Below are 21504 nucleotides of genomic sequence, written 5' to 3'. Positions count from 1 at the left end.
CTTGGTTCGGTTGAAGGCCTTTGGATGCTTAAGGAAAGTTAATGGAAAACCGCAAAATCGGCCCATTCAGCGTCGCCAATGTCGCGCTGGGCTGCATGAACTTCTGCCATGCCTACGGCAACCCCGTCTCTACCGAGCAGTCGCACGCCGTGCTGCATGCGGCTCTGGATGCGGGCGTGACGCTGTTCGACACCGCCGCACTCTATGGCTTTGGCGCCAGCGAATCGCTGATCGGCCCTGTGCTCAAGCCCCATCGCAACCACATCACCCTGGCCAGCAAATGCGGCATGGCCGGCGTGCGCGGCGAAGACGGCGTGATGCGCCGTGTCATCGACGGTCGTCCCAAAACCCTGCGCCAGAACTGCGAAGACAGTCTCAAGCGTCTGGGCACCGATGTGATCGATCTCTACTATCTGCATCGCTGGGATAAGAGCGTGCCCATCGAGGAGTCGGTGGGCGAGATGGCGCGCCTGAAGGAAGAGGGCAAGGTTCGCGCCCTGGGCCTGTCGGAAGTGGGGGCCGATGCGCTGCGCCGCGCGCACAAGGAGCACCCGATTGCCGCGCTGCAAAGCGAATATTCGCTGTGGTCGCGCAATGCAGAGCTGGGCACGCTCGCCGCCTGCAAGGAGCTGGGCATTGCCTATGTGGCCTTCAGCCCCATGGGCCGCGCCTTCTTCAGCGGCAAGCTGCAGCAGGTGGACAACCTGGTCAAGGGCGATATCCGCGCCACCATGCCGCGCTTTGCAGGCGAGGCCTATGCGCAGAATCTGCGCCTGCTGGCGCCCATGCAGGCCGTGGCGGAAAAGGCCGGCTGCACGCTGGCCGAGCTAGCCATCGCCTGGGTGCTGCACCAGGGCGAGCATGTGATTGCCTTGCCCGGCACCACCAGCGTGGAGCATCTTCACGAAGACATTCGCGGTGGCCGCGTCCATCTCGACGCCGAGCTGCTGGCCGAGCTCGACGACATCTTCAAGCCTGAAGCCATTGCCGGCGACCGCTATGCGCTGCAAGGCCAGGGCGAGGTCGATACCGAGAAATACGCGTTTGAAAAGCGCCCAGGCTAGTGCCTTTGCGGACGCCCGGTCAGGGGCGGTCTGCGGCGTTGCCTCGCCGGCCGCGCGAATCCTCGCAATAGCACCACTATTGCTGCGGTATCGCGCGGGGGCCGCCCCCTAGCATCCCATCCCGCGAAGGCCCTAGCGCGGAGGGGAGCGTAAACAGGTTCTGGTTTGCTTCAGGTTTGGGGCAGGGCGTGCAGTGGAATGTCCCTGTCCTGGGCCAGCTGCATCAGCTCAGCGCAGCTGCGTGCGGCCAGAAACCGGGCCACGCCCTGATGGATCTCTGGCTTGCGCATATCGGTGGGATGGCTGAACACCAGGTCTGCCGCTTCGCACAGGCGCTGTGCAAAGTGAGGCTCCAGCGCGGCCACGGCCACGATGCCGTCGGCGCAGGGATAGATGCGGTAGCCCGCATGGGCGCCGCCGACATCGCCCGTGGGCTGGGTCAGGCCCCAGTGCCAGGGCAGGGCCAGCCATTGCGCGGCCTGGGCCAGGCCGACCTCGCGCACTATGCCGCGCCCGCTGCGGTTGCTGACCAGCACGGCCTGAAGCACGGCCTCGCTGGCCATCAGCGCCCCTGCCATATCGGCAAACAGGCTGGGGGGCAGGGCGGTGCTGTGCACGAGGCCCGCTTCGGCCTGATAGGTGAGGTCGTGGCCGGGGACATCGGCCAGCTCGCCCGCGCTGCCGACCACGCGCACCAGCGACAGCCTGGGGTAGCGCTGCTGCAGGGCTTCCCAGCCCAGGCCCAGCTTGCTCAGGGCCGAGGGACGGAACGAGGTCAGCAGCACATCGGTTTGCGCCAGTTGCTCATGCAGACTGGCCTGGCCTTCGGCGGTCTTGAGATCGGCCTGCAGGGTTTGCACCTTGTCATGCATCTGCGCGTAGGCATCGGGGCAGTAGAGGCCCATGGGGTCGGCGCTGCGGCCTGAGCCAGGGGCCAGAGGCTCGAGCTTGCGGCAATCGGCTCCCATGCTGGCGCAGCGCCACAGGGCGGCGGGGCCGGGCAGGTTCAGAGCCAGGCTGAGTATGCGAATTCCTTGCAGGGGCTGAATGGCGGTGCTGGGCATGAGTGGGCGTATTCCTTGTCTGGACTTGTGCAAGCCAGGGTGGCATCAGGATGGTTTCCTTGAGGCGAAGCCCTTGCCTGAGCATGTTTGACGTGAGTCGTGCTTGTTCAACTGCTTGTGCAACTGCTGTTGTAGTGCAAGCCGGGCCCTGACCCTGGCACTTTCAGGACAGTCTGTTGCGCTGGCGATGCTTTCAGGCGCTGTTGCGCTGTGGCAAGCTTGCGCTATCTGCAAAAAATGCCCCTGGGGGGCGTGTTCGATTGACCGAGATGCGTAGACGTACGCTTTTGTCCCTGGGCGCAGCCTCCGTGCTGGCCGCCGGCGGGGGCTGGAAGGCTTTTTCCATGAACTCCACTTCTTCTTCCCTGTTGCCCGAGCAGCTGCTGCAGCAGCTCAAGCCTTCGCCGCGCATGCCGGTGATGTTTCTCGGCCACGGCAGCCCCATGAATGTGATCGAGGACACGCACTGGCGCCAGAGCTGGAAGGCGCTGGGCCAGGAGCTGACGGCCAAAGGCATTGCGCCGCAGCTGATTCTCTGCGTCTCGGCCCACTGGCTGACCGAGTCCGACTGGGCGCTGACCGGCATGGCCCAGCCGCGCACGATTCATGACTTCGGCGGCTTTCCGCAAGAGCTGTTCGATCAGCAATATCCGGCGCCCGGTGCGCCCGAGGTGGCCAGACAGCTGGCGGCCGAGCTGCATTCGCCGCTGGACGGGTCAGCCCTGCTGGTGGACCAGAAATGGGGTTTTGACCACGGAACCTGGTCGGTGCTGCTGCCCATGTTCCCCGAGGCCAGCATTCCCGTCATGCAGCTGAGCATGCCCTATGGGCTGGCGCCCGAAAAGCATTTCGAGATGGGCCGCCAGCTGCGTGCGCTGCGCGAGCGCGGCGTGCTGATCGTGGGCAGCGGCAATGTCGTGCACAACCTGCGCGCCATGCAGCGCGGTGCCAGCGACAACCAGGCCTATGACTGGACGATCCAGTTCGACACCGAAGTGCAGCAGCGCCTGGACAGCGGCAATCTGGCGGATCTGAGCACCTTCCTGGACTGGGGTCCGCAGGCCCGTCTGGCCCATCCCACCCACGACCACTATCTGCCTCTGCTGTATGCGGCAGGTGCCGTGCAGGAGGGCGAAGCGCCGCGCGTATTCAACACGGCCTACCAGTATGCGGCGCTGTCCATGCGCTCGGCCATTTGGGGATTGAGCACCTGATAAAGATTTTGATAGCTTGCTGCGTTTGATGTACAACGTTTTCAGATGCTTTTCTTTTTGAAAACGATATGGGTAAAGCGCTAGCAGCTATCAAATATTGAACGGACCCTGAAGCAGGCACCGAAGCAGCCATAAAAAAAGAGCAACGGATTAAAAGTCCGTTGCTCTTTTGCTTTCAGGGACCAGGCCCTGAATCGCGCGCTTAGATCACGGCGGCGATGGCCTTGCAGACATAGTCGATGTTCTTGCTGTTCAGCGCAGCCACGCACATGCGGCCGGTGTCGGTGCCGTACACGCCGAACTCGGAGCGCAGGCGCACCATCTGGTCCTTGGACAGGCCGGAGTACGAGAACATGCCGATCTGGGTGGTGATGAAGGACATATCCTGGGTCACGCCGGCAGCCTTCAGACCGTCGACCAGCTTCTGGCGCATGGCCTTGATGCGCACGCGCATCTCGCCCAGTTCCTTTTCCCACAGAGCGTGCAGCTCGGGGTTGTTCAGCACGGCTGCCACGACGGCGCCGCCATGGGTGGGAGGGTTGGAGTAGTTGGTGCGGATGACGATCTTCAGCTGCGACAGCACGCGAGCGGCTTCGTCCTTGTCGGAGGCCACCACGGACAGGGCGCCCACGCGCTCGCCGTACAGGCTGAAGCTCTTGGAGAAGGAAGTCGACACGAAGATGTTCAGGCCGGCGGCCACGAACTTGCCGATCACGGCGCCGTCTTCGGCGATGCCGTGGCCAAAGCCCTGGTAGGCCATGTCCAGGAAGGCGACCAGGCCCTTGGCCTTGACGACGGCAATCACGTCATCCCACTGAGCGGCAGTGATGTCGTAGCCGGTGGGGTTGTGGCAGCAGGCGTGCAGCACGACCACGGTGCCGGCAGCGGCAGCGTTCAGGTCGGCCAGCATGCCGGCGAAGTCGATGGAGCGGGTCGCTGCATCGTAGTAAGCATAGGTGCCGACTTCAAAACCAGCGTTGGTGAAGATGGCCTTGTGGTTTTCCCAGCTGGGGTTGGAGATCAGGACCTTGGCGTTGGGGTTGAGCTTCTTGAGGAAGTCGGCGCCGATCTTCAGGCCGCCGGTGCCGCCGATGGCCTGCACGGTGGCCACGCGGCCGGACTTGACCACGTCGGACTCGGCTCCGAACACCAGGGCCTTGACGCCGTTGTCATAGGCGGCGATACCGTCGATGGGCAGATAGCCGCGGGCGGTAGGCTTTTCCATCATGGCCTTCTCGGCGGCCTGCACGCACTCCAGCAGGGGCAGCTTGCCGTTGTCGTCGAAGTACACGCCCACGCCCAGGTTCACTTTGTTGGGGTTGGAGTCAGCGTTGAATTGCTCGTTCAGACCCAGGATGGGGTCGCGGGGGGCCATTTCGACGGCGGTAAACAGAGACATGAAAAAATCCTTGAGGGATGGAAATAAGTCAGGTCACCCCCAGCTACTGCTCCGAGCGCGTTAGACGGGCAGGGCATTGCCTGGTGCTCGAAAAAACGCATCAGCCTAGGTTAGGCTTGAGGGTTGGGCTGCCATTCTACTCCGCGCTTACCCTATGCGTCATGGACATGAGATCATGCAAGAACAAAATATGAATGCCGAGCCGCAAGGCCGTTTCGTGCAATACCCGGACTCGCCGTTCGAGCTGTTCCAGCCCTATCCACCGGCGGGCGATCAGCCTGCGGCCATCGAAAAACTGGTCGAAGGCGTCAATGACGGCGAGTCCTTCCAGACGCTGCTGGGTGTGACTGGCTCGGGCAAGACCTTCACCATGGCCAACGTGATCGCGCGTCTGGGCAAGCCGGCCATCGTGTTTGCGCCCAACAAGACCCTGGCCGCACAGTTGTACTCGGAGTTCAGGGAGTTTTTCCCGAAAAACGCGGTCGAGTACTTCGTCAGCTACTACGACTACTACCAGCCAGAAGCCTATGTGCCCCAGCGCGACCTGTTCATCGAAAAGGACAGCGCCATCAACGAGCACATCGAGCAGATGCGCCTGTCCTGCACCAAGAGCATCATGGAGCGCCGTGATGTGGTGATCGTGGCCACCGTCTCGGCCATCTACGGCATCGGCGAGCCCGAGAGCTACCACCGCATGATCATGACGCTGCGCGCGGGCGACACGCTCAACCAGCGCGACGCGATCGCGCAGCTGATCCGCATGCAGTACCAGCGCAACGACCAGGATTTCTCGCGCGGCACTTTCCGCGTACGCGGCGACACCATCGACGTGTTCCCGGCCGAGCATTCGGAGCTGGCCGTGCGCATCGAGCTGTTCGACGACGAGGTGGAGACCCTGCAACTGTTCGATCCGCTCACGGGCCGGGTGCGCCAGAACATTCCGCGCTTCACCATCTATCCCAGCAGCCACTATGTGACGCCGCGCGACAAGGTGCTGGCGGCCGTGGAGACCATCAAGGAAGAGCTGGCCGAGCGCCTCAAGCAGCTGGTGGGCATGGGCAAGCTGGTCGAGGCGCAGCGGCTGGAGCAGCGCACGCGTTTCGATCTGGAAATGCTCAGCGAAGTGGGGCACTGCAAGGGTATCGAGAACTACACCCGCCATCTCTCGGCCTCCCAGCCCGGCGATCCGCCCAGCACGCTGACCGACTATCTGCCGCGCGACTCCATCATGTTCCTTGACGAGAGCCATCAGATGATCGGCCAGCTCAACGCCATGTACAACGGCGACCGGGCGCGCAAGACCACGCTGGTGGAATATGGCTTTCGCCTGCCGTCGGCGCTGGACAATCGTCCGCTCAAGTTCGAGGAGTTCGAGCAGCGCATGCGCCAGGTGGTCTTCGTCTCGGCCACGCCCGCCGAATACGAAAAGACCCATGCGGGGCAGGTGGTGGAGCAGGTGGTGCGTCCCACCGGCCTGGTCGACCCCGAGATCGAAGTGCGGCCGGCCATTCACCAGGTCGACGATGTGCTGCAGGAGATCCGCCAGCGCGTGGAGCTGGAGGAGCGCGTGCTCATCACCACGCTGACCAAGCGCATGGCCGAGCAACTGACCGAATACCTGACCGACAACGGCGTGAAGGTGCGCTATCTGCACTCCGACGTGGACACGGTGGAGCGTGTGGAAATCATCCGTGACCTGCGTCTCGGTGCCTTCGATGTACTGGTCGGCATCAACCTGCTGCGCGAAGGCCTGGATATTCCTGAGGTCTCGCTGGTGGCGATTCTGGACGCCGACAAGGAAGGTTTTCTGCGTGCCGAGCGCAGCCTGATCCAGACCATCGGTCGCGCGGCGCGCAACGTCAACGGCAAGGCGATTCTGTACGCGGATCGCATAACCGAGTCCATGAAGAAGGCCATCGGCGAAACCGAAAGACGCCGCGAAAAACAGATGGCTTTCAATGAAGCCAACGGAATCGTGCCCAAGCAGATTGTCAAGAGGGTGAAAGACCTGATTGATGGTGTCTACAGCGAAAAGAGCGGCAAAGAGGCCGAACGTCTGCAGGAGCAGGCCCTACAGCAGGCACGTGTCGAGGATATGTCGGAGAAAGACATCGCCAAGGAGATCAAGCGTCTGGAGAAGCAAATGCTCGAGCACGCCAGGAACCTGGAATTCGAACAGGCAGCGCGTGTGCGGGACCAGCTCTCGCTGCTCAAGCAGCAATTGTTCGGTGCGGCGCCGTAGGAATATTTCTTCGCATTCCTCAGGGTTATTACGTGAGTGCACGCTGTTACCCGACAAAATTGATGGGGAATGTGATATACTCACGTCAAACACTCAACAACAAACTTCCCTCACAGAAGGGCTCTGAACCTAATCACAGGACGGAGTAAGGGCGGAGACTGTGCTCGTCTAGGTACTGTGACCAGGCGTGCGTTTCTGTAACGAACAATCCTGACTGAAGGAGCTCGTATGCGTCTTACGACCAAAGGCCGCTTTGCGGTCACCGCGATGATCGACCTGGCACTGCGCCAGAACAATGGCCCTGTGACCCTGGCTGCCATCAGCCAGCGTCAGCAGATTTCGCTGTCCTATCTGGAACAGTTGTTTGGCAAGCTGCGTCGCCACGAACTGGTGGAATCCACCCGTGGCCCCGGCGGCGGCTACACCCTGGCCCGTAAGGCAACAGACATCACCGTGGCCGACATCATCGTCTCGGTGGATGAACCCATTGATGCGACCCAGTGCGGTGGCAAGGAAAACTGTCTGGGCGAAGCCGGCCGCTGCATGACCCATGAGCTGTGGGCTGCACTGAATCAGCGCATGGTGGAATTCCTGGACTCCGTCACTTTGCAAAAGCTGGTGGACGAGCAACTGGCCAAGGGCATCCAGATCGAGGACAAGCCCGTGGTGCGCCGCGCCATCTCCACAGCACCCGTGGTCAAGCCCATCCGTGTGAACGCACCGAACTCGGTGTTCGCCCTGGGTAACGCCTTCGCAAAATCCTGATCCGGGTCCGCTCGAGCAGCGCTTGGGCGGCAACCAGATCGGCATGAAGCCCGACTCCGATAGTCAGGGCCTGGATGCATGCATGGCTGTGCGGCATGTTTCTTCGCCCTGATGGCACCACAAGGTGCATCGATTCCTCACGATTTGTCAGCCAAAAACAAGACGAGCCAGTCATGGACATGACCCCGCACTTTCCCATTTATCTCGACTACGGTGCAACCACTCCGGTGGACCCCCGCGTGGCGGACGCCATGATTCCCTGGCTGCGTGAACATTTTGGCAATGCCGCATCGCGCAGCCACGCCTGGGGCTGGGAAGCCGAAGAAGCCGTCGAGAAGGCCCGCAAGCAGGTCGCCGATCTGATTGGCGCCGACCCGCGCGAAATCGTCTGGACCAGCGGTGCGACCGAGTCCGACAACCTGGCCATCAAGGGTGCAGCGCATTTCTACCAAGGCAAGGGCAAGCACCTGATCACCGTGAAGACCGAGCACAAGGCTGTGCTGGACACCATGCGTGAGCTGGAGCGCCAGGGCTTTGAAGTCAGCTATCTGGACGTGCAGGAAAACGGTCTGCTGGACATTGAGGTGTTCAAGGCGGCGATCCGCCCCGACACCATCCTCGCCAGCGTGATGGCTGTGAACAACGAGATCGGTGTGGTTCAGGATCTGAACACCATCGGCGCTCTGTGCCGTGAGAAGGGCATCATCTTCCACGTCGACGCCGCTCAGGCTTCGGGCAAGATGGATCTGGACATGCAGACCATGCCCATCGACCTGATGAGTCTGGCTTCGCACAAGACCTACGGCCCCAAGGGCATCGGTGCGCTGTACGTACGCCGCAAGCCGCGCGTGCGCCTGGAAGCGCAGATGCACGGTGGCGGCCATGAGCGCGGCATGCGTTCCGGCACGCTGGCAACCCACCAGATCGTGGGCATGGGCGAAGCCTTCCGCATTGCCAAGGAAGAGATGGCCAAGGACATGGAGCACGCCCGTGCACTGCGCAAGCGTCTGCTCGATGGTCTGAAGGATCTGGAGCAGGTGTTCGTGAACGGCGATATGGAAAACGGCGTTCCCCATTACCTGAACATGAGCTTCAACTTCGTCGAAGGCGAGTCGCTGATCATGGGTATCAAGGGTCTGGCCGTGTCCTCGGGTTCCGCCTGCACATCCGCCAGCCTGGAGCCGAGCTATGTGCTGCGTGCCCTGGGCCGCAGCGACGAGCTGGCACACAGCTCTTTGCGCATGACCTTTGGTCGCTTCACGACGGAAGAGGAGATCGACTACGCGATCAAGTCGATCCGCGAAAACGTGCTGAAGCTGCGCGAGCTGAGCCCGCTGTGGGAGATGTACAAAGACGGCATCGACCTCAGCACTATTCAATGGGCTGCACACTAAGCACAGATTACAAAGAGTTCAAGAGGTAGACACCATGGCTTACTCCGAAAAAGTTGTTGACCACTACGAAAACCCCCGCAACGTTGGCTCGTTCGACAAGAGCGATGACTCCGTGGGCACGGGTATGGTGGGCGCGCCCGCCTGTGGCGACGTGATGAAGCTGCAGATCAAGGTCAATCCCGCCACCGGCGTGATCGAGGATGCACGTTTCAAGACCTATGGCTGCGGTTCTGCCATCGCCTCGTCTTCGCTGGTGACCGAATGGGTCAAGGGCAAGACGCTGGATGAGGCTGCGGCCCTGAAGAACAGCCAGATCGCCGAAGAGCTGGCGCTGCCCCCGGTCAAGGTTCACTGCTCCATCCTGGCTGAAGACGCCATCAAGGCAGCCGTGAACGATTACCGCGCAAAGCGCACTGCAACGGAAGCCTGAGGCCATGGCCATCTCAATGACCGAGGCGGCTGCCCGTCATGTGAACCGCTATCTTTCACGTCGCGGCAAGGGGATTGGCGTGCGTCTCGGCGTGAAAACCACTGGCTGCTCCGGTCTGGCTTACAAGCTGGAGTATGTGGACGAGGTTCAGCCCGATGACGTGGTTTTTGAAGACCATGGCATCAAGGTGCTGATCGACCCCAAGAGCCTGGCCTATATCGACGGCACGGAACTGGACTTTGTCCGCGAAGGCCTGAACGAAGGCTTCAAGTTTCACAACCCCAACGAGCGTGATCGCTGCGGTTGTGGCGAGAGCTTCAGAATATAAATCCCCCTGAGTCGCTTCGCGCCTTCCCCCAAGGGGACGACACCTTCGCTGCGAGGCGGCTCTTGCTCGGTGTCCCTGGCGCGTGTAGCGCCCAAGCATAAGAATGGAACCGCCTCAGCGCTGCTGCAGGCGGTTTTTTAATGCCATGAATCTGCAATCTGACGACTTTGAATTGTTTGGCCTGCCGCGCAAGTTTGCGCAGGAGCGCAGCCAGATCGACACACGCTGGAAAGAGCTGCAGCGCGAAGCACATCCGGACCGCTTTGCCGCCCAGGGCGCTGCCGCGCAGCGCGTGGCCATGCAATGGTCGGTACGTATCAACGAGGCCTATCAGCGTCTCAAGGACCCGCTCAAGCGCGCGGCCTATCTGTGCGAGCTGGCTGGAGCGCCGGTGCGGGCTGAAGACAACACGGCCATGCCAGCGGCATTTCTGATGCAGCAGATGGAGTGGCGCGAAGCGCTGGAAGACGCTGTCAACGAGCAGGAGCTCGATGCACTGGAGGGCGAGATGCTCGCAGCCAAAAAGCAGATGCTTGGCGAATGCGGTCGTTTGCTGGACGAGGCTGACGATGCCGCCGCTGCCGTGCAGCAGGTGAGAGCCCTCATGTTTGTTGCGCGATTTGCGCAAGATGTGGATCGCCGTCGCGATCAACTGGGACAATAAGACCCAGAGCAACGCTTTGTGCCGCTGGCGCATGGCGTATCCATCTTGAGCGGGCCAGCCACGCTGGCCTCTGACGTTTCAAAAGAAGAATTTCATGGCGCTTTTGCAGATTTCCGAGCCCGGCCAATCCCCCGATCCCCATCAGCGACGCATTGCCGTGGGCATAGACTTGGGCACCACGCATTCTCTGGTCGCCGCCGTGCGCAACGGCGTGGCCGAATGCCTGCCTGACGATCAGGGACGTGTGCTGCTGCCGTCGGTGGTGCGTTACATGGAAATGGGCCGCCGACAGATCGGCTTTGATGCCAAGGCCGCGCAGGCGCAGGATGCTGCCAACACTATCAGCTCGGCCAAGCGCTTCATGGGGCGAAGCCTGGCTGATATCGAATCGCCCGAGAAGCTGCCTTATCGCTTCAAGACCGATGACAGCAGCGTCATCTCCGTCGAAACCGTGGACGGCGCCAAGACGGCCGTGGAAATCAGTGCCGAAATTCTGGCGACCCTGCGTTTCCGCGCCGAAGACACGTTTGACGACGATCTCTATGGTGCAGTCATCACCGTGCCTGCGTACTTTGACGATGCTCAGCGCCAGGCCACCAAGGATGCAGCCAAGCTGGCCGGTATCAATCTGCTGCGCCTGATCAACGAGCCCACTGCGGCAGCCATTGCCTACGGTCTGGATAACGCAGCAGAGGGCGTCTACGCCGTCTACGATCTGGGTGGCGGCACCTTCGATATCTCGGTGCTGCGTCTTGCACATGGCGTGTTTGAAGTGATTGCCACTGGCGGCGACTCGGCACTGGGCGGCGACGACTACGATGACGCGCTGGCAGCCTGGGTGGCGGAAAAAACCGGCACGCAGCTGGAGTCTGCAGCAGACAAGACCGCCTGGCGTATTGCCGCGCGCCATTGCAAGCAGGCCCTGACTGAATCAGAAGTTGTAGCGTTTACCGCTGATATTTCCTCGGGTTCAGTATCTTTTGATGTCAAGCGTGAGGAGTTCATTGCGCTGACTGCTCACTTGACCAGCAAGAGCCTTGCGGCCGTGCGCCGCGCGCTCAAGGATGCAGACCTGGGCCGCGATGAGGTGCAGGGCGTCGTCATGGTCGGCGGCTCCACCCGCATGCCCCAGATTCGCCAGGCCGTGGCCGACTTTTTCGGCAGCGAGCCGCTGACCAATCTCAACCCCGACGAAGTGGTGGCTCTGGGTGCTGCCATTCAGGCCAATCAACTGGCCGGCAACAATACCGCAGGCGACTTGCTGTTGCTGGACGTGATCCCGCTGTCACTGGGCGTGGAAACCATGGGCGGCCTGTCCGAGCGCATCATCACGCGCAACGAGACCATTCCCACGGCCCGCGCGCAGGACTTCACGACCTACAAGGACGGCCAGACCGCGCTGGCCATTCATGTGGTGCAAGGTGAGCGCGACCTGGTGGCCGACTGCCGCAGCCTGGCGCGTTTCGAGCTGCGCGGCATTCCGCCCATGGCCGCCGGTGCGGCGCGCATCCGCGTGACCTTCACTGTGGATGCCGACGGCCTGCTGTCCGTCAGCGCCAAGGAGCAACTCAGCGGCGTCGAAGCCCATATCAACGTCAAGCCTTCGTACGGCCTCTCCGACGACCAGATCGCCCAGATGCTGCAGGACGGCTTTGCCACGGCCCAGGAGGACATGAAGGCCCGCGCCCTGGTCGAGGCCCGCGTGGATGCCGATCGCATGCTGCTGGCCACGCAAAGCGCGCTGGATGTGGATGGCGATGTGCTCGGCGCCGAACAGCGTGAGAGCATTGATGCCCTGATGGCCGCGTTGCGCGCGGCCGTCGCCAGCGATGATCCTGCCGTCGTGGAAGGCGCGACTCAGGCCCTGGCCAAGGGAACAGAGTCGTTTGCGGCCGAACGCATGAATCGCAGCATCCAGCAGGCGCTGGCTGGCAAGAGTGTCAACACCATTTAATTCATAAACAGAACAATGCCCATCATCAAAATTCTTCCTCACGCCGAGTACTGCCCCAACGGAACGGAAATCGAAGCGCCTGTCGGCACCTCGATCTGCGAAGCCATGCTGGACAACGGTATCAATATCGAGCATGCCTGTGATATGAGCTGCGCCTGCACGACCTGCCATGTCATCGTCAAGGAGGGCTTCAACTCCCTGAACGAGGCGGAGGAAGAGGAAGAAGACCTGCTGGACAAGGCCTGGGGTCTGCAGCCTCAGTCGCGCCTGTCCTGCCAGGCGATTCTGGCGCGCGAGAATGTGACGGTGGAGATCCCCAAGTACTCCATCAATCACGCCAAGGAAAATCACTGAGCACCCCCTGAGGCGCTTTGCGCCTTCCCCCCTCTCTCTACGCGCTTCGCACTAGGGGAGGAGGACGACACCCCTAGCGCGGTGGCGCTTCCTCGGTGTCCTGGCTTTGGTGCGCGCTTGTTTTAGAAATTGTTGGGCGATGTGAGCGCCGTAGGTAATTGGGAGAAATTGAATGTCGCGTCAAATTGTTCTGGATACGGAAACCACGGGTCTGTCTCCCATTGACGGCGACCGCCTGATCGAGCTGGGCTGCGTGGAGCTGGTCAACCGCAAGCTCACCGGCAACAATCTGCACCTGTACTTCAATGCGGGTCGCGACAGCCACCCCGATGCCTTGCGTGTGCATGGCATCACCACGGAGTTCCTCAAGGACAAGCCGCGCTTCGAGCAGAAGATCGACGAGATCTGGGAGTATCTGCAAGGGGCCGAGCTCATCATCCACAATGCGCCGTTCGACCTGGGCTTTCTGAACAACGAGCTCAAGCTGGCCAAGCGCCCGCCACTCAAGCAGTGCGTGGGCGGAGTCCTCGACACCCTGGTCATGGCCAAGGAGATGTATCCGGGCAAGCGCAACTCGCTGGACTCGCTGTGCGATCGTCTGGGTGTCGACAATTCCAACCGTACGCTTCACGGCGCCTTGCTTGATGCGGAGCTGCTGGCGGATGTCTACATCAATCTGACGCGCGGGCAGGATGCCTTGCTCATGACAGAGGAGCCTGCAGATGCCCCGGCGGCCGGGACGATGATCGTTGCGTCGGTGGACCTGAGCAGCTTCAAGCTGCCGGTGCTGCGTGCCAACGAGCAGGAGCAGTCGGCTCACGACGATGTGCTCAAGCAGATGGATAAATCCAGCGGCGGCAAGACCGCTTGGCGTAACTTTGAAAATGTGAGCGCCAATCCCTGATACAATAACGCTTATCGGGTGATTAGCTCAGCGGTAGAGCACTGCCTTCACACGGCAGGGGTCACATGTTCGATCCATGTATCACCCACCAGATATCAAACCCTCTTGAGTCAATGATTCAAGAGGGTTTTTTGTTTTGGGAATGCGAATTGCATTCATCCCGTTGATACATGTCGAGCTGATCCAGACTGCGGTGTTCGGGCTCGTGCGCGAGCCGTTGGGACTCGGCGGGCGCCATGTGCTCAAGAGCATGACTCCGTGGCAGAGCGTCTGCTCGGCCTCTGCAGCTTGCGCAGGACCAGGCAGTCAGTTGCCGGTGATGCGGCGCACGGCTGCGAAATACCAGGCATCGGGCAGGCAGCGCAGCAGACGCATCCAGCGGGTGAAGCGTCGCGGAAAATTCATCTCGAAACGTCCCTGGGCCCAGCCTTGCAGCATATGCTGGGCAGCCTCGTCCGCATCAATCAGGGCGGGCATGCTGAATTGGTTCTGCGCCGTCAGCGGTGTATCGACAAAGCCGGGGTTGATGATGGATACACCCAGGCCCCGGTCGTGCAGGTCCAGATAGAGGTTTTCGGCCAGGTTGTTAAGTGCCGCCTTGGTTGGGCCGTAGGCAAGGGACATCGGCAGCCCGCGATAGCCGGCCACCGAGCCGACCAGTGCCAGATGGCCTTGCCCCGCCGCAAGCAGCATCGGGAGCACGGCATCGAGCAAATGCAGGGCGCCGCCATAGTTCACGGCCAGGTGGCGCTGCATCTCGGACAGGTCGAACTCCGTGGCGCGCTGGGGCTTGTAGCGGCCTGCGCAATAGAGAATCAGGTCGGGAGCCTTGCCGCAATGAACCTGCACGTCCCGGGCCGCTGCAGTCAGGGCAGCGGTGTCGGTCACGTCCAGCGGCAGGGCCAGACAGCCGTCGTGGCTGCGCACGAAATCCTGCAGGGCGTCGCCCTGGCGCGCAGAGACGATCAACCTGGCTCCCTGCCTGTGCAGCGCGTCGGCCGTGGCCCGACCTATGCCCGAGGAGGCTCCCAGAATCCAGGCCGAGCGACCCTGCCAGTCGCGCAGTGGCGGGTTCAGCCGTGCACAGAGCAGCGACATGATCTTCACTCCTTGACGATGGCAAGTGTCACATCGCCCAGATGCAGGCCCAGCTTGCTCATGGCGGTGCGGTTGAGCAGGGTGCGTCCGTCGATCAGGAACATCCAGTCATCCATGCTGACATTCCAGACTCTTCCATTCACGGGCAGGGCCAGCACATAGCTCCAGTGGATGGCATTGCCAGCGCTTAGGCCCTGGGCTTCGCCCACCACGTCGTCGGCGCGGCCGCTGTAGCGCCCGTCGCCCAGGTGGCGGAGATGCCAGATGCGCTGCTGCGTGCTGCCGTCGCTGTAGACGAAGTGCTCGTTCAGCGTGCCCTCGTCGCCCTTCCAGCTCCCTGTCATGCGCACTGTGAAGCGCTTGACCACCTTGCCCGAGCGGTCCGTGAACATGCCGTGCGCCGTCAGCGGCCCGTTGAAGTACTGGCGCAGGTCCAGTTGCGGCTGCTCCCTGGCATAGTCCTGCACGGAAGGCCCGGCGCAGCCCGCAAGGCTCAGCGCCAATGCCGCGCCCAGGCAGGCACGCCGCAGTGGCGAAAACGATGTGGAACGGATGATGTGGCTCATATGTGCCTCCAGGAAGAATGCAGACGCTCGGCGCGCCAGAGCAGGGTCGCTGCTGCGAGCTTGAGCAGGCAGGGCAGGCCGCCATAGGCCCAGGCCAGCGCCTGCAAGCCTGCGGGCTCGCTGGCACCGCTGCGGTAGCCGGCTGCCGACAGCAGCGGCAGGGCCAGGCCCGCCGCCAGGGCCAGGTTGAGCTTGGTGGCGCAGGTCCACCAGCCCAGGTAGCGGCCTTCGCTGCGGCCGCCTTCGCCGGATTCGTGAATCACGCCTGTGAGCAATGCACCCGGCAGGGCCAGATCCGCGCCCAGGGCCAGACCGCTGGCCAAGCAGATCACGGCAAAAGCCATTCCGTCGCCTTCGCCCAGCCAGGGCGTGAAGCCGAAGGCCAGCACGCTGGCAAGCATGCCGGCCCGCCAGCTGGGTGCCAGACCCCAGCGTGCAACGGCTTTTACCCACAGCGGCAGGCCCAGGGCCGCAGCGCCGAAGAAGCAAAGCAGCAGTACCGGCTGCAGTTCCGAGGCCTGCAGCCGGTCTGCCACAAAGAAAGGCAGCAGGGTGGCGGGAATGGCGGCAGCCACCCCGTTGATCATGAAGATGGCCAGCAGCCGCCTGAAGCCTGCATTGGCCCATGGCGAGCTGGCAGGCCCGGTCACGGACTGCGGTTGTTGTTGTGGAACCGGAGTCTTGAGCCGCAACAGGCCGATCAGGCCCAGTGCCAGGCCCAGGGCGAGAAATCCTGTGGTCGCATCCAGTCCCAGCCAGGCCGGCAGCATGCTGGCCAGCAGCACGCCCGTCAGGCTGGCTCCTTCGCGCCAGGCTGTGACACGCGCACGCCAGGCGGGCTCACCGCCCCAGCGCGTGCCCCAGGCCTGGTGGAGGATGACGAGCACGCTATAGGCCAGCGTACACACCAGCAGGCTGCAGGCAAGCCAGCCCAGCAGGCCCATCTTGTTCTGCGTATCGAAAGGCGGATGCCAGAGGGCGCCGAAGCCCAGCGCCATCAGCAGGCCGGCCAGGATCGCCGCACTGGCGGTGCAAACCACGCCTTGGCGCAGAAGGCGGTCGACCCAGCGGCCGATGGCCGGGTCGAGCAGGGCGTCGAAGGCCCGTGTGGCCAGCAGCACGGCGCCCAGTCCCGCCAGCGGAGCGCCCGCCACGCTGGCGTAGTGGTAGGGCAGGTTCACATATAGTGGCAGGGAGGCGAAGGCCAGCGGAGCGGCCAGAGCGCCATAGGCCAGGCCTGTGCGCCAAGGCAGGTGGTGGGCGGTGGCCGTATGTGAAACCATGAGATGCTCCGCTGGCGCTCAGCCCAGGCCCAGCAGCGAACTGCGCATGGCAGGGGCCGAAGTCTGCGGCGACAGCCAGATACCGAAGAACAGGCGTGCATACTCAGCGTCGCGCAGCTGCGCGGTCTGGCGACCGTTATGGAAGAAGCGCACCTCGCCCTGGCCGTCGTTCAGACCCAGCAGTCTGTCCTGGGCCTGCACGTCGGGGAAGGCCAGTTTCATCAGCTCCAGCCATTGCCGGGCCTGCTCCTCGGTGAAGCTGCCCACCCTGCGCATTTCGGCGATGGAGCGCTCGGCAATGGCCATGCCTTCGAGCTTGCGGTCATAGACCAGCTCCAGCGCAAACGGGTGTCGGGCGTAGTCTTCGGCGGGGAAACCGGGGCCGGCCCACAGCCTTGCCTCGTAGACACGCAGACCGAAAAAGCGCAGCACGCCTTTGCCGACCAGGCGTCCGGCAGGCAGCGTGCTGCGCAGTTCGATGGGGAGATCTGCTGTCGGGGTCGTGGCGTGGGTCAGGTTTGACATGGCGGTCAGTGAAGGGGCAAGAGCGCAGGCAGCGCCCCAGGCCAAGGCCTGGCGGCGGTGCGCGCGGGGTTGAGGGGCAGTCATGGCAGTGGCCTGCGCAGGGTGAACTGGACGACATCGGTGTTGCCGGTGTCGAAGGCCGCTTCGCAATAGGCAAGGTAGAAGCGCCAGATGCGCACAAAGCGCTCGTCAAAGCCCAGGGAGCGAACGGCGTCGAGCTGGTGCTCGAAGGACTGGCGCCAGCGGCGCAGCGTTTCCGCATAGTCGCGGCCGAAGGCCAGGTGATGCTCGACCATCAGGCCGGCACGCCGTGCTTCCTGCTCAAAGGCGGAAATGCTGGGCAGCAGCCCGCCGGGGAAGATGTACTGCTGTATGAAGTCTGTGGAGCGAAGATAGCGAGAGAACAGGTCTTCGCGCAGTGTGATGGTCTGTATGCAGGCCAGGCCTCCGGGCTTGAGGCAGTCGCGCAGTGTCTGGAAGTAGCCGCGCCAGTATTCGCGGCCCACGGCCTCGAACATCTCGATGGATACGATGGCATCGAAGGGCTGGCGGGCATGCAGGGCGGGCAGGTCGCGGTAGTCCTGGTAGTGCAGCTCCACGGCATCGCTCAGGCCAGATTGCTGCATGCGCAGTTGTCCCCAGGTCAACTGCTCGCGCGACAGCGTCACGCCCTTGACCCGGGCTCCGAATTCGCGGGCTGCGGTCTCTGCCAGGCCACCCCAGCCGCAGCCTATCTCCAGCAGGCGCTGGCCGTGCTGTAGCCGCACCTCGTTCAGCGTGCGTCTGAGCTTGGCCTGCTGGGCTGCCTGCAGGTCGGCTTGTTGCAGCGATTCGCCCGTGCGGCCCTCGAACCAGGCTGCGCTATAGCTCATGCCGGGGTCCAGCCACATCCGGTAGAAGTCATTGCCCAGGTCGTAATGGGCATGAATGTTTCTGGCGCTGCCGGCCCGCGTATTGCGTTGCAGCAGGTGACGCAGGCGGTAGCCCAACCTGCCCCACCAGCTGCCGTAGACCAAGCTTTGCACATGGTCGCGGTTGGACATGCACAGCCGCAGCAGCGCAGCCAGGTCGGGGCTGTCCCATTCACCTGCGATATAGCCCTCGGCCAGACCGATATCGCCCGACTTCAGGGTGCGTTCCAGTGCCTGCCAGTCATGCAGCACGCAATGTGCGTCGGCGAGGCCGGATGCACAGCGAAGCTGGGGCAGGTGCAGCAAGTGACCGTCGGGCTGCTCCAGGTCCAGCTGCCCGCGGGGCAGACGTTCGAGCAGGTTCAGCACACGGCGTGCCCGCGCAGGCGTGCGGCGCGGTGTGGCGGCGGCGGCGGGGCTCAGCAAGGGGGCGGCGGTGGTGTTCATCGTGTGACGAAGCGCTCGGGCTTGGTGGGTTTGCCATGGAAAGGCAGGCGCTTGGCCCAGAGGCGCAGCGCCTGCCAGTGGATGCGGGCGATGACGCCCAGCGTCATCAAGGGAGTGCCGAAGAAGGCGCGGCGCACGTTGGTCGCATCCAGCGGATGCAGCGTGCCGCCCACGCTGGTCTGCAGCAGCGGGCCGTCTTGGTCATGCAGATCCACGCGCGCCAGGGTGCGTTTCTCGCTGCGCTCGAAGCGGAAGCGGTACTCGCCCCGCACCTCGCAGAACGGCGAGACATGGAACTGCTTGCGTGCCATCTGCTCGCTGCCAAAGGCCAGATCAGGGCCGGCCAGCAGATACGCATGGCGCTCGCCAAAAGTGTTGTTGACTTCCGCCAGCACGGCGGCCAGCGAGCCATCGCTGCGGTGGGCATACCAGAAGCTCACGGGCTTGAACACATAGCCCAGCACGCGCGGGAAGGTGTGCAGCCAGACTTCGCCGTCGGCATCGTCAATGCCTTCGCTGTGCAGCAGTTGCTCGAACCAGTCCAGGGCATCGGCTCCGCCCTCGCCGTGGTCGCTGTCGTGAAAGCTGATCCAGCCGAGCCGGTTGCGCCGCAGCGCGGTATCGGGCTGCATGCGCAAGCTGCGCAGTGGCAGCATGAGGAAGTAGCCCGAATATCGGAAGGCATGCTCGACGGGCCGCAGACGTCGATGCCAGACATGGCCGAAGCCGATGAGGGGCCGGGCGTTCATGCTGCGCCCCTGATGGCAGGGCTGACGGGCAGCCTGGGCAAGACGTGCAGCAGGCCATCGGCCGCGTCGAGCCCCGAACGCAGACCATCTTCGTGAAAGCCGTAGCCACACCAGGCTCCGCAGAACCAGGTCCGGCGCTGGCTTTGCAGAGCCGTGACCTGGCCCTGGGCCTCGATGGCAGCCAGGTCGAAGACCGGATGGCTGTATGCAATGCGCGCGTGAACCTTGCTCTCGTCGATGGGACGCACCGGATTCAAGGAGACCATCACGGGCTGCTGCCACGGCAGAGGCTGCAGGCGGTTGATCAGATAGTGCAGGCAGACGCCTGCCCGGTTGCGCCCCGCGTCGGCCGCGCGTTCGTAGTTCCAGGCCGCCCAGGCTGCCTCGCGGCTGGGCAGCACGCTGGCATCTGTGTGCAGCACGGCCTGATTGGGCTGGTAGCGTATGGAACCCAGCACGCTGCGCTCCTGCGGCGTGGCGTCGAGACCCAGCAGGCGCAGGGCCTGATCGCTATGGCAGGCCAGCACCACGGCGTCGAACTGCTCCGTGCCATGTGCCATCTGCAGCAACACGCCATGTTCCACGCGGCGCAGGCCCAGCACGGGCGCGTTCAGACGGGCTTCGTGGCGGCCATCGTGCTGCAGTGCGGCCAGCATGCGCCGCACATACTGGCGCGAGCCGCCCTGCACGGTGTACCACTGGGGTCGGTCGGAGACCTGGATCAGGCCATGGTTGTGACAAAAGCGGATCAGCGTGGCCACAGGAAAGCGCAGCATCTGATCCGTCGGGCAGGACCAGATGCAACCCATCATAGGCAGCAGGTAGTCCTGCCGGAAGGCGGTGCCGAAGCCGTGCTCATCCAGAAAAGCTTCGATGGAGCTGCGCAGGCCGGCCTCGTCGCCTTCCCGGGCGATGCGTGTGGCCAGACGATTGAAGCGCAGGATCTCGGCCAGCATTTTCAGAAAACGGGGGCGCAGCAGGTTGCTGCGTTGAGCGAAGACAGCTCCCAGCGAGCTGCCGCTCCACTCGAGGCCGGCACGTCCGTCGGTCAGGGGCACCTGTACCGAAAACGACATCTCGGCGGCCGCCGTCGGCACCTGCAGGTCTTCGAACAGCTGCGTCAAAAGCGGGTAGGTGCGGTGGTTGAAGACCAGAAAGCCCGTGTCCACGCCCTGGCTCACGCCATTCAGCGTCATATCGACGGTGTTGGCATGCCCGCCGAAATGGTGGCCCGCTTCCAGCAATGTCACGCGATGCTGGCCAGGCGCGCCTGCCAGGCGCCGGGCAGCGGCCAGACCCGCAACCCCAGACCCTATGACTGCAATGCGATGCATGGGAATGCCTTTCCTGGTTTATCAGTCCGTTTGCACCAGGAAGGTCAAATCGTGAACTGATGAGTTCAAACTATAAACCAAACATTTCCACTTTGCACTATCTAGTATGGGGTGTGGCCTATCAGGTCTAAAATAAGCCCATGACAAGCCGCTCCTCCATCAAACAGCAGATACAGCGCGTGCGTGAGCAGGCCATCGTGGTGGCCGTCAACCGGTTGCTGGCCACCAAGGGCTATGACGCCATGACGGTGGACGAGGTCGCTGCCGAAGCTGGCATGGCCAAGGCCAGCCTCTACAAGCTGTTCACCTCCAAGGAGGAACTGGCGGGAGCCGCCATGGTCGGCGTGCTGGACCGTGCCCTGGCGTTCGTGGACGGCCTGCGCGACGAAGCAAGCCAGGCGGCCGAGGCAGGTGCTCCCATGCGCCCGCTGGATCAGCTCAAGGCCGTGACGCGCTGGGCCATGCAGACGCAGCTGGAGGGGGAAATGCCTTCGCTGCCGGCGCAGAACTCGAATCTCAGCGCCTCTTTGCAATCCAACGATGCTTATATGGACCGGCTGATCGCCCTGAGCAACCGGCTCAGCATCTGGATCACCGAAGCCCAGACCAGCGGCCAGCTGCATGCCGCGCTGCCCCCCGAATTGGTGCTGTATACCCTGTTCGCACGGGCTTGCGATCCTGTCGTGGCCCTGCTCAAGGAGTCGGGGCAGTACACGCATGCGCAGATCATCGACTGGGTGACAAGCACCACGTTTGACGGGCTGGCGGTGGCGCGCTGAGAAGTCGGCACCCGCAGATGCGCCTGCACCTGGCGC

The 21504-nt window shown here is 63.0% G+C and carries 21 protein-coding genes and 1 tRNA gene; 13 read left to right on the top strand and 9 right to left on the bottom strand.

The features are described 5' to 3' along the window. Positions 1 to 41: 41 nt before the first annotated feature. Positions 42 to 1064 carry an aldo/keto reductase gene (locus DFO48_RS15400; RefSeq protein WP_114863974.1) on the top strand — a complete coding sequence of 341 codons (1023 nt, stop codon included), beginning with the start codon at positions 42 to 44 and terminating at the stop codon, positions 1062 to 1064. 170 nt (positions 1065 to 1234) lie between these two features. Here the strand turns inward: DFO48_RS15400 and DFO48_RS15395 are convergent, their stop codons facing one another. Further along, positions 1235 to 2128, bottom strand: coding sequence for a CaiB/BaiF CoA-transferase family protein (locus tag DFO48_RS15395; protein ID WP_114863973.1), 894 nt, complete (start codon positions 2126 to 2128; stop codon positions 1235 to 1237). A gap of 287 nt (positions 2129 to 2415) precedes the next feature. On the opposite strand from DFO48_RS15395, the gene ygiD reads away from it, so the two are divergent. After that, positions 2416 to 3342 carry a 4,5-DOPA dioxygenase extradiol gene (gene ygiD / locus DFO48_RS15390; RefSeq protein ID WP_114863972.1) on the top strand — a complete coding sequence of 309 codons (927 nt, stop codon included), beginning with the start codon at positions 2416 to 2418 and terminating at the stop codon, positions 3340 to 3342. A 202-nt stretch (positions 3343 to 3544) separates the two neighbouring features. Here ygiD and DFO48_RS15385 read toward each other — a convergent pair whose 3' ends face one another. Next, the gene (locus DFO48_RS15385) at positions 3545 to 4741 is read right to left on the bottom strand and encodes an amino acid aminotransferase (protein ID WP_114863971.1); all 1197 of its coding nucleotides are present in this window, start codon (positions 4739 to 4741) and stop codon (positions 3545 to 3547) included. 175 nt (positions 4742 to 4916) lie between these two features. Between DFO48_RS15385 and uvrB the strand changes: the two genes are divergently transcribed. The 10 genes from uvrB to DFO48_RS15335 all read left to right on the top strand — a co-directional run bounded on the left by uvrB (position 4917) and on the right by DFO48_RS15335 (position 13867). Further along, positions 4917 to 6983: an excinuclease ABC subunit UvrB gene (gene uvrB, locus DFO48_RS15380; protein ID WP_003075893.1), complete on the top strand. Its 2067-nt coding sequence runs from the start codon at positions 4917 to 4919 to the stop codon at positions 6981 to 6983. 228 nt (positions 6984 to 7211) lie between these two features. Then, entirely contained in the window at positions 7212 to 7748 is a 537-nt protein-coding gene (gene iscR, locus DFO48_RS15375) for a Fe-S cluster assembly transcriptional regulator IscR (protein WP_003054211.1), read from the top strand. Between the two features lie 173 nt (positions 7749 to 7921). After that, a complete protein-coding gene (locus DFO48_RS15370; protein ID WP_114863970.1) occupies positions 7922 to 9142 on the top strand; it encodes an IscS subfamily cysteine desulfurase in 1221 nt (406 codons plus the stop codon). Between the two features lie 34 nt (positions 9143 to 9176). Next, complete coding sequence (gene iscU, locus DFO48_RS15365; RefSeq protein ID WP_003054213.1) at positions 9177 to 9572, top strand: Fe-S cluster assembly scaffold IscU; 396 nt, start codon at positions 9177 to 9179, stop codon at positions 9570 to 9572. 4 nt (positions 9573 to 9576) lie between these two features. Next, positions 9577 to 9900 (top strand): iron-sulfur cluster assembly protein IscA, encoded by a 324-nt coding sequence (gene iscA, locus DFO48_RS15360; RefSeq protein WP_003054214.1) that lies wholly within the window; start codon positions 9577 to 9579, stop codon positions 9898 to 9900. A gap of 145 nt (positions 9901 to 10045) precedes the next feature. Further along, positions 10046 to 10564, top strand: coding sequence for a Fe-S protein assembly co-chaperone HscB (hscB, locus tag DFO48_RS15355; protein WP_114863969.1), 519 nt, complete (start codon positions 10046 to 10048; stop codon positions 10562 to 10564). Between the two features lie 94 nt (positions 10565 to 10658). Then, positions 10659 to 12518 (top strand): Fe-S protein assembly chaperone HscA, encoded by a 1860-nt coding sequence (hscA, locus tag DFO48_RS15350; RefSeq protein ID WP_003075900.1) that lies wholly within the window; start codon positions 10659 to 10661, stop codon positions 12516 to 12518. A gap of 15 nt (positions 12519 to 12533) precedes the next feature. After that, a complete protein-coding gene (gene fdx, locus DFO48_RS15345; protein WP_003054218.1) occupies positions 12534 to 12872 on the top strand; it encodes an ISC system 2Fe-2S type ferredoxin in 339 nt (112 codons plus the stop codon). A gap of 172 nt (positions 12873 to 13044) precedes the next feature. Further along, the gene (dnaQ, locus tag DFO48_RS15340; RefSeq protein WP_003075901.1) at positions 13045 to 13776 is read left to right on the top strand and encodes a DNA polymerase III subunit epsilon; all 732 of its coding nucleotides are present in this window, start codon (positions 13045 to 13047) and stop codon (positions 13774 to 13776) included. Positions 13777 to 13792: 16 nt separating this feature from the next. Continuing rightward, positions 13793 to 13867 (top strand) — tRNA-Val (locus tag DFO48_RS15335). A gap of 215 nt (positions 13868 to 14082) precedes the next feature. Here DFO48_RS15335 and DFO48_RS15330 read toward each other — a convergent pair. The 7 genes from DFO48_RS15330 to DFO48_RS15300 are packed head-to-tail and all read right to left on the bottom strand — an operon-like array spanning position 14083 to position 20689. Then, complete coding sequence (locus DFO48_RS15330; RefSeq protein ID WP_114864251.1) at positions 14083 to 14874, bottom strand: SDR family oxidoreductase; 792 nt, start codon at positions 14872 to 14874, stop codon at positions 14083 to 14085. Positions 14875 to 14879: 5 nt separating this feature from the next. Continuing rightward, complete coding sequence (locus DFO48_RS15325) at positions 14880 to 15440, bottom strand: DUF3833 domain-containing protein (RefSeq protein WP_003075905.1); 561 nt, start codon at positions 15438 to 15440, stop codon at positions 14880 to 14882. Further along, positions 15437 to 16723: an MFS transporter gene (locus DFO48_RS15320; RefSeq protein ID WP_003075907.1), complete on the bottom strand. Its 1287-nt coding sequence runs from the start codon at positions 16721 to 16723 to the stop codon at positions 15437 to 15439. Before DFO48_RS15320 ends, DFO48_RS15325 begins: the two co-directional genes overlap by 4 nt. An 18-nt stretch (positions 16724 to 16741) precedes the next feature. Beyond that, complete coding sequence (locus tag DFO48_RS15315) at positions 16742 to 17332, bottom strand: hypothetical protein (RefSeq protein ID WP_003075910.1); 591 nt, start codon at positions 17330 to 17332, stop codon at positions 16742 to 16744. Next, positions 17329 to 18606, bottom strand: coding sequence for a cyclopropane-fatty-acyl-phospholipid synthase family protein (locus tag DFO48_RS15310; protein ID WP_003075911.1), 1278 nt, complete (start codon positions 18604 to 18606; stop codon positions 17329 to 17331). Before DFO48_RS15310 ends, DFO48_RS15315 begins: the two co-directional genes overlap by 4 nt. Continuing rightward, positions 18603 to 19355, bottom strand: a complete 753-nt coding sequence (locus tag DFO48_RS15305; RefSeq protein WP_003075915.1) for a DUF1365 domain-containing protein — start codon at positions 19353 to 19355, stop codon at positions 18603 to 18605. The genes DFO48_RS15310 and DFO48_RS15305 overlap by 4 nt, the downstream gene beginning before the upstream one ends. Next, positions 19352 to 20689 (bottom strand): NAD(P)/FAD-dependent oxidoreductase, encoded by a 1338-nt coding sequence (locus DFO48_RS15300; protein ID WP_114863968.1) that lies wholly within the window; start codon positions 20687 to 20689, stop codon positions 19352 to 19354. The genes DFO48_RS15305 and DFO48_RS15300 overlap by 4 nt, the downstream gene beginning before the upstream one ends. 140 nt (positions 20690 to 20829) lie before the next feature. Here DFO48_RS15300 and DFO48_RS15295 point away from each other — a divergent pair, with 140 nt between their 5' ends. Continuing rightward, complete coding sequence (locus DFO48_RS15295; RefSeq protein ID WP_114863967.1) at positions 20830 to 21468, top strand: TetR/AcrR family transcriptional regulator; 639 nt, start codon at positions 20830 to 20832, stop codon at positions 21466 to 21468. Positions 21469 to 21504: the final 36 nt, after the last annotated feature.

Origin of the sequence: Comamonas sp. AG1104 (genome assembly GCF_003350425.1) — a bacterium.
Classification (GTDB): domain Bacteria; phylum Pseudomonadota; class Gammaproteobacteria; order Burkholderiales; family Burkholderiaceae_C; genus Comamonas; species Comamonas testosteroni.
Note: the sequence above shows the minus strand (reverse complement) of the source record. Positions and strands in the feature narration are given on the sequence as shown.

Coding starts and splice junctions, on each gene's coding strand:
- DFO48_RS15400 (WP_114863974.1), top strand. CDS start 42: ATGGAAAACCGCAAAATCGGCCCATTCAGCGTCGCCAATGTCGCGCTG.
- DFO48_RS15395 (WP_114863973.1), bottom strand. CDS start 2,128: ATGCCCAGCACCGCCATTCAGCCCCTGCAAGGAATTCGCATACTCAGC.
- DFO48_RS15385 (WP_114863971.1), bottom strand. CDS start 4,741: ATGTCTCTGTTTACCGCCGTCGAAATGGCCCCCCGCGACCCCATCCTG.
- uvrB (WP_003075893.1), top strand. CDS start 4,917: ATGCAAGAACAAAATATGAATGCCGAGCCGCAAGGCCGTTTCGTGCAA.
- iscR (WP_003054211.1), top strand. CDS start 7,212: ATGCGTCTTACGACCAAAGGCCGCTTTGCGGTCACCGCGATGATCGAC.
- DFO48_RS15370 (WP_114863970.1), top strand. CDS start 7,922: ATGGACATGACCCCGCACTTTCCCATTTATCTCGACTACGGTGCAACC.
- iscU (WP_003054213.1), top strand. CDS start 9,177: ATGGCTTACTCCGAAAAAGTTGTTGACCACTACGAAAACCCCCGCAAC.
- iscA (WP_003054214.1), top strand. CDS start 9,577: ATGGCCATCTCAATGACCGAGGCGGCTGCCCGTCATGTGAACCGCTAT.
- hscB (WP_114863969.1), top strand. CDS start 10,046: ATGAATCTGCAATCTGACGACTTTGAATTGTTTGGCCTGCCGCGCAAG.
- hscA (WP_003075900.1), top strand. CDS start 10,659: ATGGCGCTTTTGCAGATTTCCGAGCCCGGCCAATCCCCCGATCCCCAT.
- fdx (WP_003054218.1), top strand. CDS start 12,534: ATGCCCATCATCAAAATTCTTCCTCACGCCGAGTACTGCCCCAACGGA.
- dnaQ (WP_003075901.1), top strand. CDS start 13,045: ATGTCGCGTCAAATTGTTCTGGATACGGAAACCACGGGTCTGTCTCCC.
- DFO48_RS15330 (WP_114864251.1), bottom strand. CDS start 14,874: ATGTCGCTGCTCTGTGCACGGCTGAACCCGCCACTGCGCGACTGGCAG.
- DFO48_RS15325 (WP_003075905.1), bottom strand. CDS start 15,440: ATGAGCCACATCATCCGTTCCACATCGTTTTCGCCACTGCGGCGTGCC.
- DFO48_RS15320 (WP_003075907.1), bottom strand. CDS start 16,723: ATGGTTTCACATACGGCCACCGCCCACCACCTGCCTTGGCGCACAGGC.
- DFO48_RS15315 (WP_003075910.1), bottom strand. CDS start 17,332: ATGACTGCCCCTCAACCCCGCGCGCACCGCCGCCAGGCCTTGGCCTGG.
- DFO48_RS15310 (WP_003075911.1), bottom strand. CDS start 18,606: ATGAACACCACCGCCGCCCCCTTGCTGAGCCCCGCCGCCGCCGCCACA.
- DFO48_RS15305 (WP_003075915.1), bottom strand. CDS start 19,355: ATGAACGCCCGGCCCCTCATCGGCTTCGGCCATGTCTGGCATCGACGT.
- DFO48_RS15300 (WP_114863968.1), bottom strand. CDS start 20,689: ATGCATCGCATTGCAGTCATAGGGTCTGGGGTTGCGGGTCTGGCCGCT.
- DFO48_RS15295 (WP_114863967.1), top strand. CDS start 20,830: ATGACAAGCCGCTCCTCCATCAAACAGCAGATACAGCGCGTGCGTGAG.